The organism is Niveibacterium terrae (assembly GCF_048213115.1).
Classification (GTDB): domain Bacteria; phylum Pseudomonadota; class Gammaproteobacteria; order Burkholderiales; family Rhodocyclaceae; genus Niveibacterium; species Niveibacterium terrae.
Map to the genome: position 1 here is coordinate 1,528,983 of NZ_CP172404.1, position 15,641 is coordinate 1,544,623.

Below are 15,641 nucleotides of genomic sequence, written 5' to 3' on the forward strand. Positions count from 1 at the left end.
TTTATCCATCTGCTTCCCTTTTGATCTATTCGCAGGCCGCCATCGCGGTTCGATGCCGTTCACTCCGGGCAGGGGTGACGCTTCGCATCCATGCCTTTTGTCGGCAGGTCTGCGCTTGGCAAGGCAGCAGCACGTCATGAACTTCAATATTCTCAAAGAGCTTTTCGCGGGATTCATCCGGACCCGCGGCATTGGTCGTCATTTCCGCCGTTTGGTGCTGCTCGATAGTTTGACCCGAACCGACGTCAGCAGGGAGGTTCCTCCGGCCCTATCCCAGACGCTGATTGCCGCCGCGCTCTGCGACCCGGATGAGTTGCTGAATAGGCTGAATTCGAGCCTTCACGGTCTGAGCGAGGTACAGGCCGATAAGGCAAGGGAGCGCTTTGGCCCGAACGAGGTCGACCAGGAAAAACCGCTGCCCTGGTGGCGCCATCTCTGGCATTGTTACAAGACCCCGTTTGATCTGCTGCTCACTCTTCTTGCGACGATTTCCTACGTTACCGACGATATGAAGGCGACGCTTGTCATCGGGTCCATGGTCGTGCTGTCCGTGATGATCCGCTTCTGGCAGGAGAGCAAATCCAATCGCGCCGCCGACAAACTGAAGGCAATGGTCAGCAATACCGCGACGGTCATCCGCCATGATCTGGCTGAGGATGCACAGGAGGATGCGCGTCGCTATTTCGATGTCCAGATCCACCCCAAGGCACCGAGCAAGCTCGAAGTCGCGATCAAGCTTCTGGTTCCGGGCGATATCGTCGTCCTCTCCGCCGGAGACATGATTCCCGCCGATAGCCGGGTGCTCTCAGCCAAGGATTTGTTCGTCAGCCAGGCCGCGATGACCGGCGAGTCGCTGCCCGTCGAGAAGTTTGCCGCGCAGAAGAGCTCCGACACCGCAAATCCGCTGGAGCTTGAGAACATCCTGTTCATGGGGACCAATGTGGTCTCTGGCTCCGCGACGGCGGTCGTTGTCGCAACGGGGAACCGCACCTACTTTGGCGCCTTGGCCCAACGCGTGACGAGCACCGATCGGGCGCCCACGCAGTTTCAGGCTGGCGTCAACAAGGTGGCCTGGCTGCTGATCCGTTTCATGTTTGTCATGACGCCGCTGGTGCTGTTCATCAACGGCTTCACCAAGGGCGACTGGACCGAGGCCTTCCTGTTCGCGATGTCGATCGCTGTCGGTCTGACGCCGGAAATGCTGCCGATGATCGTCACCTCGACCCTTGCCAAGGGGGCGGTGATTCTGTCCCGGCAGAAAGTCATCGTGAAGCGCCTGGACGCCATTCAGAACTTTGGCGCCATGGATGTGCTGTGCACCGACAAGACCGGCACGCTGACTCAGGACAAGATTTTTCTGGCTCACCATACCGACGTCTGGGGGATGGAGTCGGACGATGTTCTGGAGTCCGCTTACCTCAATAGCTATTACCAGACGGGCTTGAAGAATCTTCTGGATGTGGCGGTGCTCGAACACGCGGAAGTCCATCAAGAGCTCAATCCTGCGCTCAACTTTCGCAAGGTCGACGAGATCCCGTTTGATTTCAACCGCCGCCGCATGTCGGTTGTCGTCGCAGAGCACGAGGCGCATCACATGCTCATCTGCAAGGGGGCGGTCGAAGAAGTGCTGGATGCCTGCAGCCGGGTCCGCCACGGTGAAGTCGATGAGCTGCTGACCCCCGAGCTTCTGGCACGCGTTCGCGCCGTCACCGCGGGGCTCAATGCCGACGGCCTGCGCGTCGTGGCTGTCGCGTCGAAGGAATTGCCACCCACTCATGAAACTTATGGAGTCGCCGACGAATCGGAGCTGACGCTGATCGGTTATGTCGCTTTCCTCGACCCCCCCAAGGAATCCACTGCGCCTGCGCTCAAGGCGCTGGCCGCGCATGGGGTCAGCGTCAAGGTGCTCACTGGCGATAACGAACTGGTGACCGCAAAAATCTGTCGCGAGGTCGGACTGGAGGCCGATCGCGTCCTGCTCGGTTCCGAGATCGAGCGGATGTGCGACACCGAGTTGTCACGGGCAGTGGATACCCTGAGCGTCTTTGCCAAGCTGACGCCGGCCCACAAGGAACGCGTCGTTCGGCTGCTCAAGGCCAATGGGCATGTGGTCGGTTTCATGGGGGATGGGATCAACGATGCTCCGGCGCTGCGTACCGCAGACATCGGGATCTCGGTGGACACGGCAGTCGATATCGCGAAGGAGGCGGCTGACATCATCCTGCTCGAAAAGAGTCTGATGGTGCTGGAGGAGGGGGTGATCGAAGGACGCAAGACCTTCGCCAACATGCTCAAATACATCAAGATGACAGCCAGCTCGAACTTCGGAAACGTCTTTTCGGTTCTGATCGCGAGCGCTTTCATCCCCTTTTTGCCGATGCTGCCAATGCACCTTCTGGTGCAGAACCTGCTCTATGATATTTCGCAGATCGCGATTCCCTTCGACAATGTCGATGAGGAACTGGTAAAAGATCCGCAACGCTGGAATCCGGGTGATATCGGGCGTTTCATGCTGTTCTTCGGGCCGGTCAGCTCGGTCTTTGACATCACAACCTATCTGGTCATGTGGTTCGTCTTCGGCGCGAACACAGCCGAACAGCAGACCCTCTTCCAATCGGGATGGTTCATCGAGGGGCTGATGACGCAGACGCTGGTCGTGCACATGATCCGGACCCAGAAAATTCCATTCATTCAAAGCCGTCCGGGAGCCGCGCTGCTGATGACGACATCGCTCATCATGGCTTTGGGCGTTTTCATCCCGATGGGGCCTTTTGCGCATTACTTCAAGTTGCAGGCCTTGCCACTCATCTACTTTCCGATCCTGATTACCATCCTGCTGGCCTATATGGTTCTGACGCAGCAGATGAAACGCTACTACACCCGCAGGTTTGGCTGGCAGTAGAGCTCGGTGGCTGCGCGGCAAATCTTCTTTGCCATCAGAGGGATCAAGTCATATGGCGGGGCGAGGGATGGAAGCCTCCAAAGAGAGGGCATTTTGGATTGAATGGATATGTTTGTTTTTGATGATTTCCTTCGCAGTCGGTATGGCGCGATTTTCTCGGTCGCGCTGTGTCTGATGCTGCCCACCCATGCCTTTGCGGGCCACCCGCTGGCGACGGAGGACTCGGGTGTTCAGGGGCGGGATAATGTGCAGTTCGAACTGAGCGTGGATCGCGCCGTGGAGCGCGACTCCCGACTCACGAGCCAGTCTGTCAATGCCACCGTGACCTATGGCATGACTGACGCGCTCGACGTGGCTTTCTCGGCGCCCTGGTTGCGCAATCAGATCAGCGAGGATCCGGACAAATTCCAGCGAGGAGTCGGCGACGCTTCCATTTTTGTGAAGTGGCGGAACTATCAGGATGGAAAGTTCAGCCTTGCGCTGAAACCTATCCTCACCCTTCCGACCGGAGACTCTGCAAAGGGGCTGGGCAACGATCGCCTGAACCCGGGGGGGACCGGAGTGTTGGGGTGGGGCGGCGACAGCGTGAGTCTGTCTGCCAATCTGGCTTATACCTTCAATGACAACAAGCTTGGCGATCGCAAGGATATCTGGAGCTCCTCGTTTTCTGTTGTGGCAGCGCTGGCAAACAGACTGAGCGGCGTCGCGGAGCTGGGGGCCTACCGCAACAGCAATGCAGCTTCGCGCAAGAATCCGGTCTTTGCGACAGTCGGCCTTGTCTTTCACCCAAGTGACAAGCTGGATCTGGATATCGGTTACAGAAATCTCCTGCTTGATTCCCGGCGTCAGTACTCCATCGGCGCCGGGATCGCTGTGCGCAGGTAGTGGGTCCGAGTTTCATCCGGGGGGCTTGACGGCGCCCTGCATCCTCTTCTCGACTCACCGTGGGCCGTGAACGACAAAACCCCGGTCTCCCGGGGTTCTGCATTCAATGAGCGGCGCGGCTCACTTCGCGGCGGAGGCTTCCGCCTTCGGTGCGGCCTTCTTCACCTTCTTGACCTGGTGCTTCTTGACCGAAGCCTTCGCGGTCGCGGCGGGCTTGGCGGCCGGAGCCGAGCCGGTGGGGGCGGGGGCCTCGGCGGCGAAGACGCCGGCGGCAAAGGTCAGCGCGGAGAGGGTGGCGAGTGGGGGTGACGAAGTGCTCGTGGGGAGCGCATACTTTTGAAAAGTAGGTCGAATGAGGGCTCTTTGGCTGTTTTTTGGGGGCGAAATTTCACTATTCAGCTTCGCTGCTCCAGATTGGATGATCTAGTTCGGTTGTCTCGCCTTGGTATTTTTGCGGATTTATTGTTTCCTTCTGGAGGCTTCGATGAAGTACATGTTTCCCTCGACTGTTGCTGCAAGTCTGCTGCTGGCGGCGACCGTACATGCCGCTAGCTTTGACTGTCAGCAGGCGCGCCATCCAGTGGAAAAAATTGTTTGCGCCAATAGCGATCTTTCAAAGCTGGACGACGAGTTGGCCGCCGCCTGGCGCGCCTCACAGGCGGCATGTGCTGACCCTGCACTAATGCGCCTGCACATGCAGCAGGCATGGATGGCGGATATCCGAAACTATGCGCGATATTATGTCGGCGACAAGACGAAATCCCCCGCCGATTCCGAAAAAGCGCATGCCAAAAGTTTGCGGGAAAGTTACCGCGGGCAAATCGATCTGCTAAATGCGGATGCCGAAGAATGCCAGTGGTTAGCTACTCTGAAGTCACACACCGTGCTGCCAAAATTTACATCGCCACTCGATTGCAGTCACCCAGCGGATGTGGTGGAGAAAGGTATCTGCCTGCGCGAATATGTTCGAAAACCCGCACTGAAAATGCATGCCGCTTTTGTAAGCGCGGTGTCTGCATGCGCCGACCCGCAGGTGCACTGGCGCGATCCTCTGGTCGCGCTGCTTGAAGAGGCAAAGCGCACCGCTCATGAGAACGAAGAGCAAGAGGGGGTGCGCTATACGCCTGAGAATGTGGAGATCGGAAATATTCATGTGCAATTGGAAAATGCCGATGTGCCATGGAATGAATTGAAAAATTTTTGCCTGAGTGTTCCTCTGGCTGAGCGCCGGGCAGAGATTCACATAACCAAAGCTTCGAAGCAGCTTGCATTCACTATAGCGAAGCTGGGCTACACTCCCGATGACACCGCAGCACGTTTGCTCGTGCAGGACGCAAAAAGCCGTCGTACTCTGCTTGATGTCAATATCCCAAACATTGTGTTGAGTACGGAAGGTGGGGAACTTCTGGTCAACTCGGCGCGTTTGTATGACGACCAGGGTACGATCAATGTTGGAGACTTCAACTTTGATGGGCTGGACGATTTTGCGGTGCAGATTGGCAATGAAGGCTCTTATGGCGGGCCAAACTATGCCGTTTTTCTGCGCACTCCAAATGGCTTCGTTCACAACCAACGCATGAGCGATCTCACGATTGAGGGTTTAGGTTTCTTTGGTTTTGACGCCAAAACGAAGACGCTGAGCACCTTCAGCAAAAGCGGCTGTTGCGATCATTGGGAAACAATATACAAGGTGGTGAGCAATCAACCCGTTCCTGTCCGCATGACTCGCGATCTCATAACTCCTGATGATACGGGGCGTATCGAGGAGTCGGTGTACACGGATGGTCGATGGAAAATAGTCAAAGTTCGAAAATATCGGCCGAAATAGTATTCGATACGATATTCCCACCCTTCCGGCGTTTCGCCTCTAGGTCTGCAGGTTGAGGGCCTGCTTTTCATGTCCTTGAGAGAATTCAGGTGTCGGCTACCGCCCTTCGAAGCTTTTGTGCTTCAGCTGTGCGGCATTTTGGACGGTTCCGCTCCGACGCCGTAAACGACAAAACCCCGGTCTCCCGGGGTTTTGTTTTCATTGGGCGGCGCGGCTCACTTCGCGGCGGAGGCTTCCGTCTTCGGCGCGGCCTTCTTCACCTTTTTGACCTGATGCTTCTTGACCGAAGCCTTCGCGGTCGCGGCGGGCTTGGCGGCCGGAGCCGAGCCGGTGGGGGCGGGGGCTTCGGCGGCGAAGACACCGGCGGCAAAGGTCAGAGCGGAGAGGGTGGCGATCAGCTTCTTCATGGTGGGGCTCCTTGTTGGATCACTCGCGATGAGTGCACGACTGCAGTGTGCGGCGCCGAGGCTTAAGGCCTGATGAAGCGGACTTAAGCGGGGCTTAAACGGACGCGGTACGGGGATTTGCCTGGGCGAAGGCTCGCGCGTAGGCTCGTCAGCTTTCCCGCTTCGAGGTGTCGCGTGACTGATTTCTGGACCTGGGCCTCCATCGTCGGACTGTCGGCGACCCCGAACCTGGTGCTGGGGCCGTCGGTCGCGGTCGGCGTCGGAATCAAGGCACACATCAGCCCGTTGATCCTGCTGCCCGTCGTCGCGACGAGCGCTTACATCGAGGGGCTCATCATCGCCTGGCTAGCCGGCCAGAGCACGCGGCTTGGGCCCATCCACCGCTGGGTCGCGCGGCTGCGCACACCGAGGAGCGAGGCCTTCGCCCGCCGGTGGGGAGTCTGGGGCGGCCTCTCGCTGGGCTGCGCCGTACTCGGCCAGGAACCGATCCTCGTCGCGCTGCGCTGGCTGGGCGTCGGCATGAGCCGGATCTACTGGCCGCTCGCGCTCAGCAATGCGCTCTTCGCCGTCCTCTATTACGCGATCCTCCTGGGTGGCTTTCTGCAACTGGGGCTCTGAGTCACGGCGACGGGTTTCGTTGTCGCCCCGGCAGCAGATCAATAAAGTTGTCATTGACAACCAAATGGCCTTGCGGCAGGCTGTCGTCTTCGCTGTCTGAAGGAGGGGCCATGAGCCTTCCCTGTTCAACCGGAGAGAGGCTGCGCGAGCTCGTGCGCCAGTACGTCAGGATCCAGAGGGTCCAGAACAGCTGCTGCGACGACGCCTCGACGGTCCAGTGCCACATCCTGAACGAGCTGCTGCGCCACGAGATCCTGTCGCAGAGAGCGCTGGCCGATCAGCTGGGCCTGGACAAAGGCTGGATCAGCCGGGCTGTCGCCGCGCTGGTCGATGAAGGCGTGATCGACAAGGCTCAGGACGGGCAGGACAAGCGCAGCGTTGCGCTGCGTCTGACCGAATCCGGCCGGGCCCGCGCCCGCGCGCTCAACGCGAAGCTGAACCTGCATGCGGAAGGCGTGCTCGCCGCGCTGTCCGGCGACCGACTGGAGACCGTCCACGACGCGCTCGGCTGGCTGCTCGAAGCGCTGGCCGACTCGGCCTCGACCCCGGTCGCGCGCTGTGGCTGCGCTTCGACCCCGGCGCCAGCGCAGATCCGACCGGCCCGTGATGCGGACTGGCCGCAGATCGAAGCGCTCCTCCTCGCCTGTCGCCTGCCCGTCATTGGCGCTCGCGAACACCTCGCTACCTTCCTGGTCGCAGAAGCCGAAGGCGCGATCGTCGCGTCGGCCGGGCTGGAGCGCGAGGGGGACTCGGCGCTGCTGCGCTCGGTCGCGGTCTCGCCCTCGTGGCGACGCAAAGGCCTCGCCGCACAGCTTCTCGATGCACTGCAGGATCGCGCCAGGGGGGACGGAGTCGAATCCCTGTATCTGCTGACCACGTCGGCCGAAGCCTATTTCGGCGCGCGCGGTTTCGCGCGCTGCACGCGCGACGATGTGCCTACCGCTCTGCGCGGCTCGACGCAATTCCAGGGCGTCTGCCCGGCCTCGGCGGCCGTGCTGCGCCGCACTCTTTGAGAGGACTCATGATGGAAATCGGGATCCGTGCGCTCGAAGCGCGCGACTGGCCGCAAGTCAGGGCCATCTACCTTTCCGGCATCGCGACCGGCAATGCGACCTTCCAGACCGAAGCGCCGCAGTGGGCGGACTGGGACAGCGGCCACCTCGCCGATTGCCGCTTCGTCGCCGAAGCGGAGGGCCGGGTTCTGGGCTGGATCGCGCTCAGCGCGGTGTCGAGCCGACCGGTCTATCGCGGCGTCACCGAAGTCAGCGTCTATGTCGACACCGAGCACGCGGGTCGGGGCGTCGGCCGACGCCTGATGAGCCATCTGGTCCGGGCATCGGAAGAGCTGGGGATATGGACGCTGCAGGCCGGCATCTTTCCCGAGAACGCCGCGAGCCTTGCGCTGCACCGAACACACGGCTTCCGCGAAGTCGGTTGCCGCGAGAAGCTCGGCCTGCTCGACGGACGCTGGCGCGACGTGATGCTGCTGGAGCGGCGCAGCCTGCAGCCGGCCTGAGCGCGATCACGCGGCCGGCTCGGGCGGTGCGACGAAGACCGGCGCGCAGGTCGAACTTCTGATCGGGCGACACAAAGCGCACCTTCCTGAGGGCAGATGGGGGCGATGCCTCGCTCGGCGATCGCATCGGCGGGATGGCTGTGGCTCAGGGTCTGGCCTGCAGCCCGAACATGTCGAGACGAACGCCCGAGGACAGGGATTCGAACCGCGAGTGGCGTCGTCTCTTTATACGCAGCAACATTACAACAACTATTGAAATGTTGCTGCGCTCCGTGCTTCAATTCGGCCATCACTGTACGAAGGGGGCGACATGGAAGCGAGCTGTCTGAGGCAGGCCTGGCTGCGGCACGGGGGCGAGCTCTTCGGTTGGCTCCGGCACTCGCTTGGCGATCGGTCGCAGGCCGAAGACCTGCTGCAGGAGGTCTATCTGAAAGCGCATCTGCAGGGGCTGGCCTTCTGCTCGATCGCTCAACCGCGGGCCTGGCTATTCCATGTGGCCCGCAACGCGCTGGTCGATCTGGGGCGCCGGCGGCCTTCCTTCGTCGAGCTGCCCGAAGAGCTTCCCGCGCCCGAGGATGAGCCGGGAGATACCGTCGCGGGACTGGCGGACTGCCTGCCCAGGGCGCTGATCGAGCTCCCGGAGACCGACCGTGCGGCGATCGAACTGTGCGATCTGGCCGGGATGAGCCAGGCCGACTATGCGGTGCGGCAAGGTCTGAGCCTTCCCGGCGCGAAGTCTCGCGTCCAGCGCGCCCGTGCCCGGCTCAGAGCGTATCTGGTTACGAACTGTCAGATCCGCTTCGATGCCCAGGGTCGGGTCTGCTGCTTCACGCCGCGCCGCTCGCGATGAAGACTCGTTCATTCTCCTTCAGTCCCGGTATCGCCGCCGCGCTGGGGGCTGCTCTGCTGTTTGGCGCGGGAACGCCTCTGGCCAAATGGCTGCTACAGGGCATCGGTCCCTGGATGCTCGCTGCGCTGTTCTATCTCGGTTCCGGTCTCGGGCTGGCCCTGTTCCGGAGGCTCGCTCGCGCCGAGCCTGTGCGTTTGCCCCGCCGCGAGCTGGGCTGGTTCGCCGCTGCCGTGCTCGCCGGCGGCGTGGCCGGTCCGTTGCTCTTGATGACGGGATTGAACGCGATGCCCGCATCGGGCGCCGCGCTGCTGCTGAACGCGGAGGGCGTGTTCACGGCGCTGCTGGCCTGGATCGTGTTCCAAGAGAACTTCGATCGCCGCATCGCGCTGGGCATGCTGGCGATCGCGGCGGGCTCGCTTCTGCTGAGCTGGCCCGGCGAGCTGCGCCTTGCGGGCCTGTGGCCGGCGCTCGCGGTGCTCGGCGCCTGCTTCGCCTGGGGTTTGGATAACAACCTGACGCGCAAGGTGTCGCTGACCGACGCCAGCTGGATCGCGATGGTCAAGGGCTTGGCAGCGGGAAGCGTGAACTTCGCTCTGGCCTGGGGGCAGGGCGCCTCGCTGCCGTCTTGGCCAAGCTCGGCGATGGCGATGGCTGTGGGTTTCCTCGCCTACGGCATCAGTCTGGTCTGCTTCGTGATCGCGCTGCGCCATCTCGGCACAGCGCGCACCGGTGCCTACTTTTCAATCGCGCCGTTCGTCGGCGCTGCGCTCGCGCTGCTCTCGGGCGAGGTGCTGACGCCTGGTCTGGTCGGTGCCGGTGCGCTGATGGCGCTCGGCGTCTGGCTCCACCTGAGCGAGCGCCACGCGCACGAGCACGCTCATGCCGAGATCGAACACTCGCACAGCCACCGCCACGACGAACACCACCAGCACGCACACGACTTCCCGGTCGAACCGGGAATCCGGCATGCGCATGCTCACCGGCACGAAGCCCTTGTGCATAGCCATGCGCATTACCCCGATGCTCACCATCGGGATCACCGCCACTGAAGCGCTGCCGTCACCGGGCGTTCAGCTTCGCGTGGATCGCGCGGATCCGTTCGCACAGAAGCGCGCGGATCTTTTCTTCCTCTTCAGCGAGCGGGCGCACTGGAACCAGATCCATGACGCGCTCAGCCGGCAGATCGCTCGCCAGCAGCGTGTCGACGGCGCCGTGCAGAACTTCCCTGACGGTCTGACGCGACATCTCTTCGCTCAGCCCGAACTCGAGCGCGAGCTGGCGCAGCGTATCGAACTGGAACCAGAAATAGGTCGGCGCCATCGCGCTGACCACCGCATAGGTTTCGATCTGTTCATCGGGCACGACCGGCGTGTGGCCGAGCGGCTGGACGAGCGCGAGCAGAGCTTTGCGCGCTTCCTCGGCGAGCCCGTCGGAAAACGCGATCGGATTGTAGCCGGACGCGATCACGCTGGTCGCATTCGGATTCATCCGCGCCAGGCGGGCAAAACCGCCGAGCTGCTGCTGCAGTCCGGGCAGGCGAAGCCTGGGCGCCAGCGAGACCAGCACCGCGTCGGGACGCAGGCAGGGCGCGATCCGCGCCAGAGTCTCGGCGAGCACGGGAGGATGCAGCGCGACGAAGACCAGGGACTGGGCCGCGGCTTCCTCGCTCGTCGCCGGCTCTATCCAGGGAAACTCCTCCTTGAGCCGGTCCAGCGCCTCGACCGAGACATCCGCAACCCGAACCCGGGGCAGCGCGACGCCGGCCCTGAGCCAGCCGGCGAGCATGATGGAAGTGACGCGCCCGGCTCCGATGAAACCAATTGAATCGAACATGATGTTCTCCTTGCCCGGCGAGGCCGGGCGGCAATGGGACTAGACCAGCCAGCTCTCGATCTCGGCGCGGCTGGGCAGCTTGCCGGTCGAGACCAGCCGGCCATCCAGCGCGACGCCGGGCGTGGCCATGACGCCGGCCGCCGCGATCGCCGCGTAGTCGGAAACCTTGTCGAGCTCGACGGCGATTCCGCGCTCTTCAAGGACTTGCTGCACGGTCTGTGCGGTTTGCTGACAGCGGGCGCAGCCCGGACCATAGACGGTGACTTTCATCGACGACTCCTCAGAGGACAAGGTTGAACAGATAGCCGACCAGCAGGATTCCGCCGCCGACGGTTCCTGCGAAAGTTGCGATCAGACGTGGCTTCATGACCCGGCGCAGGATTGACGCTGCGAGGCGGGAGATGGGGGGGCGAACATGGCAGAGGTCTCTTCGTGGATGGGATGCCGTTGAAGACGCAGCGACCCGGAAAAGGATGCAGCCCGGTTTTGTGACTCAGGTGTTTTCTGCTCCCGCCTCGCGGAACATCCAGGCCTTGAAGCGTTCGAGCAGAGGCGTCGGTGCGCTGCCCTTGGGCGTCACGAACCAGTAACGGCGCTCATCCGGGACGCTCAGCGCGAAGAGCTGAACCAGGCTGCCCTGGCGCAGCGCCTCGTCTGCCAGCGAGCGGCGCGTCAGCGCGACGCCGTGCCCGTTCTCGGCCCAGCTCAGCGCGAGCGCGAAATCGCTGAAGAATAGCCCCGTCTCCGGTTCCGGCCAGGGCAGGCCTGCGTGCGCGAACCACTGCGCCCACAGCTCGCCCTGGGTGCGCAGCAGCGTGCAGCGCGCGAGGTCGGCCGGCGTTCCGATCGCATTCGCTGCGAGGTAGGCCGGGCTCGCGACCACCAGCATCTCGTCGCCCATCAGCAGCTCGGCGTCGAGCTCCTCGTACTGGCCTGAGCCGAAGCGGATGCCGGCATCGACACCTTCGCGTGCGTAGTCGAGCAGCGACGAGGTCGAGAGGATGTTGATCTCGGCGCCCGGCTCCTGCTCGAAGAAGCGGCTGATCCTCGGCGTGAGCCAGCGCGCCGCGAATGAGGGCAGGGTCGTGATTGTCAGCCGGTTCGGGTTTGCCCGCCGGCGGACCCGGGCGACCGATTCGGCGAGCGCGGCGAGCGCGTCGTTGGCGCCCAGCGCGAGTTCCTGTCCCGCGGCGGTCAGTCTCACGCCCCGCCCCGAGCGGCCGAACAGCTTGACGCCGAGCGCGCCCTCCAGCTGCTTGATCTGCTGGCTGACCGCGCTGTGCGTCACGCAGAGTTCGTCGGCCGCGGCCGTCACGCTGCCCAGCCGTGCCGCCGCCTCGAAGGCGCGCAGCGCGGGCAGGGAGGGGAGTTTTCCGGGAGTCTTCATGTCAGTTCAGCTTACCTGATTCTTAGAAATGATCGCTTGTTGACGTCCGCGTAGTCCATAAAAATCAGGGCTTATTGTAGGAATGAAGGAATCAAGATGGTAATGGAATCGACAGATTCTCTGATGGCGATCACGCCCCGGCCCGAGCTGGTCTTCGCGCGAGGGGAGGGGGGCTGGCTGTTCGACGAACGCGGTCAGCGCTATCTCGACTGGGTGCAGGGCTGGGCCGTCAACTGCCTGGGGCACAGCCCGGCCATCGTGGCCGACGCGATCGCAGCTCAGGCCGCAACGCTGATCAACCCGAGCCCCTCCTTTTACAACCGGCCCGCGCTGGAACTCGCGAAGCTGCTCACCGCGAAGAGCGCTTTCGATCAGGTCTTCTTCGCGAACTCGGGGGCCGAAGCGAACGAGGGCGCGATCAAGCTGGCCAGGAAATGGGGGCAGAAACACAAAGGGGGAGCCTACGAGATCATCACGTTCGCGGATGCCTTCCACGGCCGCACGTTGGCCACGATGTCGGCCTGCGGGAAACCGGGCTGGGACAGGCTCTTCGCGCCCCAGGTGGAAGGCTTCCCGAAAGCGCGCTTCAACGATATCGCCTCGGTCGAGGCGCTGGTTTCGGAGCGGACCGTCGCGGTGATGATAGAGCCGATCCAGGGCGAAGCCGGCGTGATCCCGGCCCGCCGCGCATTCGCCGACGCGCTGCAGCGGCTCTGCCGCGAACGTGGCCTGCTGCTGATCGTCGACGAGGTGCAGACCGGCTGTGGGCGGACCGGCATGGCCTTCGCGCACGAGGCTCTCGGCCTGGAACCCGATATCATGACGCTGGGCAAGGGCCTGGGCGGTGGGCTGCCACTCTCGGCGCTGCTCGCGAAAAAAGAGGTCTGCTGTTTCGACTACGGCGATCAGGGCGGCACGTTCTGCGGCAATCCGCTCGCCTGCGCGGCCGGTCTTGCCGCGATGAGAGCCGTGCTGGACGAGGATTTCCTCGCCGCGGTGCGCGCCCGCAGCGAGACATTGAGAGCCGGCCTGTCGCGCCTCTCGGCGAGCCGCGGCTTCGGCGAAGTCCGCGGCAGCGGGCTGCTGCTCGCGCTCGACCTGAAGCGTGAGGTCGCCGCCGAGCTCGTCAGCCGCGCCCGCGACGCAGGGCTGCTGCTCAACGCGCCCCGTCCCCATCTGCTGCGCCTGATGCCGGCGTTGAACATCTCTGATGCCGAGATCGCCGAAGGCCTGGCACTGCTGGAGCGGGTTCTGGACGGGATGGCGCTCAAGGCGGCCTGAGCCGGGATCGCGCCTTCCCGCGCGGGGAGGCGCGGCGTCCGCTATGCGCGGGCCTTCAGGCAGCCGATGATCAGGAAGACCGGGTATTCGCGCTCCCTGCCGTCGACCTGCTTGCGCATCACGAAGCCGGTCTGCGAATGGGTGACCGAGACGCCGTTGCGCTGGAGCAGATCCGCGATTTCGCTGCGCGCGAAGCCGTTGTGCGGGACGATTTCGTCTGCATGAAAGCTGCCGTCCTCGCTGTCCAGATCCGCGAGGCAGATATGCCCCCCTTCGGTGAGGTGTCCGCAGAGCCCGGCGATCGCCCGACCGTGATCCTCGATGTGATGCAGTGCCATCAGGCTGACGATCAGATCGAAAGCCCCGCTGAGTTGCTCTTCGGCGAGGTTCAGCGTACCCACATTCACGAGGCCGGCTTCGCCCGCCTTCCGCTCGACTTCGGCGAGCATGCCCTTCGAGGTGTCGGCAAAGACGAAGCGTTTGAAGTGTGCCGCGAGCTCGAAGCCGAGCAGCCCGGTTCCGCAGCCGAAGTCCAGCCCGGCATCCTTGCCGGACGGCGGGACTCTCGCCGTGATCAGTTCGGCGATCTGTCTGGCCCGGTCACTCCGGTCCTGCTTCTGGTCCCAGTCCGGGGCCTTGTTGTCGAAGTACGCGCTCATGTCGATGTCGCTCGGGGAAGAGCGCCCATTCTGATGCTTTTCCGCTGCGCGCGTCGGGCCTGGTCCGTAAACGCCAAAACCCCGGTTTCCCGGGGTTTCGCGTTCAATGAGCTGCGCGGCTCACTTCGCGGCGGAGGCTTCCGCCTTCGGCGCGGCCTTCTTCACCTTCTTGACCTGATGCTTCTTGACCGAAGCCTTCGCGGTCGCGGCGGGCTTGGCGGCCGGAGCCGAGCCGGTGGGGGCGGGGGCCTCGGCGGCGAAGACGCCGGCGGCAAAGGTCAGCGCGGAGAGGGTGGCGATCAGCTTCTTCATGGTGGGGCTCCTTGTTTGATCACTCGTGCTCGAGTGCATGGCTGCAGTGTGAGCGCGCGGGACTTAAGGCCTGATGAAGCGGACTTAAGCGGGGATTAAGGCGGAGAGCTCCGCGCGGTGCGGTTTCACGAAAGCCATGCTCAGGCGGCAGGGGTGCGAGTGAGGTCTTCGGCCCAGAGGATAGGAGATCTTGTCGGCGCAGAGGATACAAGGCTGCTCACGCTATCGAGACGATTGAGTTGCTCGGCCGACAGTTCGACCGTCAGTGCGCCGAGGTTGTCGCCGAGTTGGGACAAGGAGCGCGGCCCGATGATCGGAATGGAGCCGTGGGTTCCGGCCCAAGCAATGGCGACCTGACTTGCGCTGACGCCGAGTTCGCCCGCAATGCTCAGCACGGTGTCGAGAATCTGCGTGCGTTGCGCCGAATTCTCAGCTTGGAAGACCCGCCCACCGAAACCTTCCGCGCGACCCTTTTCGCCTTGCCGATACTTGCCTGTCAGCATGCCTCCACCCAGCGGCGACCAAGTCGTGATACCAAGACCCAGTGCGCGCGACGCCGGGAATAGATCGACCTCTGGCTCACGGCGGACCAGGCTGTGTTCGAATTGCGCCGCCGCGATGGGCACCGCGTGGGTCAGTTCGGCCAGGGTGACGGCACGTGCCAGGCGCCAAGCCGCGAAATTCGACAAGCCCGCATAGAGAATCTTGCCCGCGCGGGCAAGGTCTTCGAAGCCACGTACGATCTCCTCGGTGGGCGTGACGTCATCGGGATGATGTGCCCAGTAGAGGTCGATCCGGTCGGTTTTTAGCCGCTTGAGGCTGGCCTCCACTGAAGCGGTCAGCGCCTTGCGGCTGTTTCCGGTAACCAGTCGGTTGGGATTGGGCGTGGCGCCATTAGTGAACTTGGTGGCGAGGACGAAATCTTCGCGCCGCCCCTGCAGCAGCGTGCCGAGCAGTTCCTCGGACTGGCCGAATTGGTAGATATCCGCCGTGTCGATGAAGTTGCCACCGGCTTCGGCATAGGCGTTGAAGACTGCCTCGGCCACATCGGGGTCAGCCCCATAGCCCCAGCCCGTGCCGAAGTTGCCCGTGCCCAATGCGACTTGCGATACTCGCAGGCCGGTCTTACCAAAGACGGTGTATTTCATGTTTCGCTCCGTTGT

At 63.0% G+C, this 15,641-nt stretch carries 17 protein-coding genes; 10 read left to right on the forward strand and 7 right to left on the reverse strand.

Features of this window, described 5'->3' with window-relative positions; translation table 11 throughout:
- The first annotated feature begins 115 nt into the window (after nt 1-115).
- From mgtA to ACHFB9_RS06890, 4 genes are all read left to right on the forward strand, one after another.
- Nucleotides 116-2,902: a magnesium-translocating P-type ATPase gene (gene mgtA / locus ACHFB9_RS06875; protein ID WP_417070534.1), complete on the forward strand. Its 2,787-nt coding sequence runs from the start codon at nt 116-118 to the stop codon at nt 2,900-2,902.
- Nucleotides 2,903-3,004: 102 nt separating this feature from the next.
- Nucleotides 3,005-3,787, forward strand: a complete 783-nt coding sequence (locus ACHFB9_RS06880; RefSeq protein ID WP_417070536.1) for a transporter — start codon at nt 3,005-3,007, stop codon at nt 3,785-3,787.
- Nucleotides 3,788-3,893: 106 nt separating this feature from the next.
- Nucleotides 3,894-4,127, forward strand: coding sequence for a hypothetical protein (locus ACHFB9_RS06885; RefSeq protein WP_417070538.1), 234 nt, complete (start codon nt 3,894-3,896; stop codon nt 4,125-4,127).
- Between the two features lie 144 nt (nt 4,128-4,271).
- Nucleotides 4,272-5,615 (forward strand): lysozyme inhibitor LprI family protein, encoded by a 1,344-nt coding sequence (locus ACHFB9_RS06890; RefSeq protein ID WP_417070540.1) that lies wholly within the window; start codon nt 4,272-4,274, stop codon nt 5,613-5,615.
- Between the two features lie 215 nt (nt 5,616-5,830).
- Here the strand turns inward: ACHFB9_RS06890 and ACHFB9_RS06895 are convergent, their stop codons facing one another.
- Nucleotides 5,831-6,022 carry a hypothetical protein gene (locus ACHFB9_RS06895; RefSeq protein WP_417070541.1) on the reverse strand — a complete coding sequence of 64 codons (192 nt, stop codon included), beginning with the start codon at nt 6,020-6,022 and terminating at the stop codon, nt 5,831-5,833.
- Between the two features lie 174 nt (nt 6,023-6,196).
- Between ACHFB9_RS06895 and ACHFB9_RS06900 the strand changes: the two genes are divergently transcribed.
- From ACHFB9_RS06900 to ACHFB9_RS06920, 5 genes are all read left to right on the forward strand, one after another.
- Nucleotides 6,197-6,640 carry a hypothetical protein gene (locus tag ACHFB9_RS06900; RefSeq protein ID WP_417070543.1) on the forward strand — a complete coding sequence of 148 codons (444 nt, stop codon included), beginning with the start codon at nt 6,197-6,199 and terminating at the stop codon, nt 6,638-6,640.
- 110 nt (nt 6,641-6,750) lie between these two features.
- Nucleotides 6,751-7,653, forward strand: coding sequence for an arsenic resistance N-acetyltransferase ArsN2 (arsN2, locus tag ACHFB9_RS06905; protein WP_417070545.1), 903 nt, complete (start codon nt 6,751-6,753; stop codon nt 7,651-7,653).
- A gap of 11 nt (nt 7,654-7,664) precedes the next feature.
- The gene (locus ACHFB9_RS06910) at nt 7,665-8,156 is read left to right on the forward strand and encodes a GNAT family N-acetyltransferase (protein ID WP_417070547.1); all 492 of its coding nucleotides are present in this window, start codon (nt 7,665-7,667) and stop codon (nt 8,154-8,156) included.
- Nucleotides 8,157-8,466: 310 nt separating this feature from the next.
- Nucleotides 8,467-9,006, forward strand: coding sequence for a sigma-70 family RNA polymerase sigma factor (locus tag ACHFB9_RS06915; RefSeq protein WP_417070549.1), 540 nt, complete (start codon nt 8,467-8,469; stop codon nt 9,004-9,006).
- A complete protein-coding gene (locus tag ACHFB9_RS06920) occupies nt 9,003-10,055 on the forward strand; it encodes an EamA family transporter (RefSeq protein WP_417070551.1) in 1,053 nt (350 codons plus the stop codon). Before ACHFB9_RS06915 ends, ACHFB9_RS06920 begins: the two co-directional genes overlap by 4 nt.
- Before the next feature lie 10 nt (nt 10,056-10,065).
- Here the strand turns inward: ACHFB9_RS06920 and ACHFB9_RS06925 are convergent, their stop codons facing one another.
- The 3 genes from ACHFB9_RS06925 to gcvA form a co-directional block, all read right to left on the reverse strand.
- Nucleotides 10,066-10,839, reverse strand: a complete 774-nt coding sequence (locus ACHFB9_RS06925; RefSeq protein WP_417070553.1) for a pyrroline-5-carboxylate reductase family protein — start codon at nt 10,837-10,839, stop codon at nt 10,066-10,068.
- Between the two features lie 39 nt (nt 10,840-10,878).
- Nucleotides 10,879-11,109, reverse strand: coding sequence for a thioredoxin family protein (locus ACHFB9_RS06930; RefSeq protein WP_417070555.1), 231 nt, complete (start codon nt 11,107-11,109; stop codon nt 10,879-10,881).
- A gap of 223 nt (nt 11,110-11,332) precedes the next feature.
- On the reverse strand, nt 11,333-12,226 hold the full coding sequence (gene gcvA / locus ACHFB9_RS06935; RefSeq protein WP_417070557.1) for a transcriptional regulator GcvA: 894 nt from the start codon (nt 12,224-12,226) through the stop codon (nt 11,333-11,335).
- A 102-nt stretch (nt 12,227-12,328) separates the two neighbouring features.
- Here gcvA and ACHFB9_RS06940 point away from each other — a divergent pair, with 102 nt between their 5' ends.
- Nucleotides 12,329-13,507: an acetylornithine transaminase gene (locus ACHFB9_RS06940; protein WP_417070558.1), complete on the forward strand. Its 1,179-nt coding sequence runs from the start codon at nt 12,329-12,331 to the stop codon at nt 13,505-13,507.
- A gap of 41 nt (nt 13,508-13,548) precedes the next feature.
- On the opposite strand, the gene ACHFB9_RS06945 is transcribed toward ACHFB9_RS06940, so the two are convergent.
- The 3 genes from ACHFB9_RS06945 to ACHFB9_RS06955 form a co-directional block, all read right to left on the reverse strand.
- A complete protein-coding gene (locus ACHFB9_RS06945) occupies nt 13,549-14,166 on the reverse strand; it encodes a class I SAM-dependent DNA methyltransferase (RefSeq protein WP_417070560.1) in 618 nt (205 codons plus the stop codon).
- Nucleotides 14,167-14,286: 120 nt separating this feature from the next.
- A complete protein-coding gene (locus tag ACHFB9_RS06950) occupies nt 14,287-14,478 on the reverse strand; it encodes a hypothetical protein (protein ID WP_417070562.1) in 192 nt (63 codons plus the stop codon).
- A gap of 140 nt (nt 14,479-14,618) precedes the next feature.
- Entirely contained in the window at nt 14,619-15,626 is a 1,008-nt protein-coding gene (locus tag ACHFB9_RS06955) for an aldo/keto reductase (protein WP_417070564.1), read from the reverse strand.
- Between the last annotated feature and the right edge of the window lie 15 nt (nt 15,627-15,641).

What these genes read in the sequence shown, in the direction of transcription:
- ACHFB9_RS06880 (WP_417070536.1), top strand. Translation starts at nt 3,005, where the DNA reads ATGGATATGTTTGTTTTTGATGATTTCCTTCGCAGTCGGTATGGCGCG.
- ACHFB9_RS06885 (WP_417070538.1), top strand. Translation starts at nt 3,894, where the DNA reads ATGAGCGGCGCGGCTCACTTCGCGGCGGAGGCTTCCGCCTTCGGTGCG.
- ACHFB9_RS06890 (WP_417070540.1), top strand. Translation starts at nt 4,272, where the DNA reads ATGAAGTACATGTTTCCCTCGACTGTTGCTGCAAGTCTGCTGCTGGCG.
- ACHFB9_RS06895 (WP_417070541.1), bottom strand. Translation starts at nt 6,022, where the DNA reads ATGAAGAAGCTGATCGCCACCCTCTCCGCTCTGACCTTTGCCGCCGGT.
- arsN2 (WP_417070545.1), top strand. Translation starts at nt 6,751, where the DNA reads ATGAGCCTTCCCTGTTCAACCGGAGAGAGGCTGCGCGAGCTCGTGCGC.
- ACHFB9_RS06910 (WP_417070547.1), top strand. Translation starts at nt 7,665, where the DNA reads ATGGAAATCGGGATCCGTGCGCTCGAAGCGCGCGACTGGCCGCAAGTC.
- ACHFB9_RS06915 (WP_417070549.1), top strand. Translation starts at nt 8,467, where the DNA reads ATGGAAGCGAGCTGTCTGAGGCAGGCCTGGCTGCGGCACGGGGGCGAG.
- ACHFB9_RS06920 (WP_417070551.1), top strand. Translation starts at nt 9,003, where the DNA reads ATGAAGACTCGTTCATTCTCCTTCAGTCCCGGTATCGCCGCCGCGCTG.
- ACHFB9_RS06925 (WP_417070553.1), bottom strand. Translation starts at nt 10,839, where the DNA reads ATGTTCGATTCAATTGGTTTCATCGGAGCCGGGCGCGTCACTTCCATC.
- ACHFB9_RS06930 (WP_417070555.1), bottom strand. Translation starts at nt 11,109, where the DNA reads ATGAAAGTCACCGTCTATGGTCCGGGCTGCGCCCGCTGTCAGCAAACC.
- gcvA (WP_417070557.1), bottom strand. Translation starts at nt 12,226, where the DNA reads ATGAAGACTCCCGGAAAACTCCCCTCCCTGCCCGCGCTGCGCGCCTTC.
- ACHFB9_RS06940 (WP_417070558.1), top strand. Translation starts at nt 12,329, where the DNA reads ATGGAATCGACAGATTCTCTGATGGCGATCACGCCCCGGCCCGAGCTG.
- ACHFB9_RS06945 (WP_417070560.1), bottom strand. Translation starts at nt 14,166, where the DNA reads ATGAGCGCGTACTTCGACAACAAGGCCCCGGACTGGGACCAGAAGCAG.
- ACHFB9_RS06950 (WP_417070562.1), bottom strand. Translation starts at nt 14,478, where the DNA reads ATGAAGAAGCTGATCGCCACCCTCTCCGCGCTGACCTTTGCCGCCGGC.
- ACHFB9_RS06955 (WP_417070564.1), bottom strand. Translation starts at nt 15,626, where the DNA reads ATGAAATACACCGTCTTTGGTAAGACCGGCCTGCGAGTATCGCAAGTC.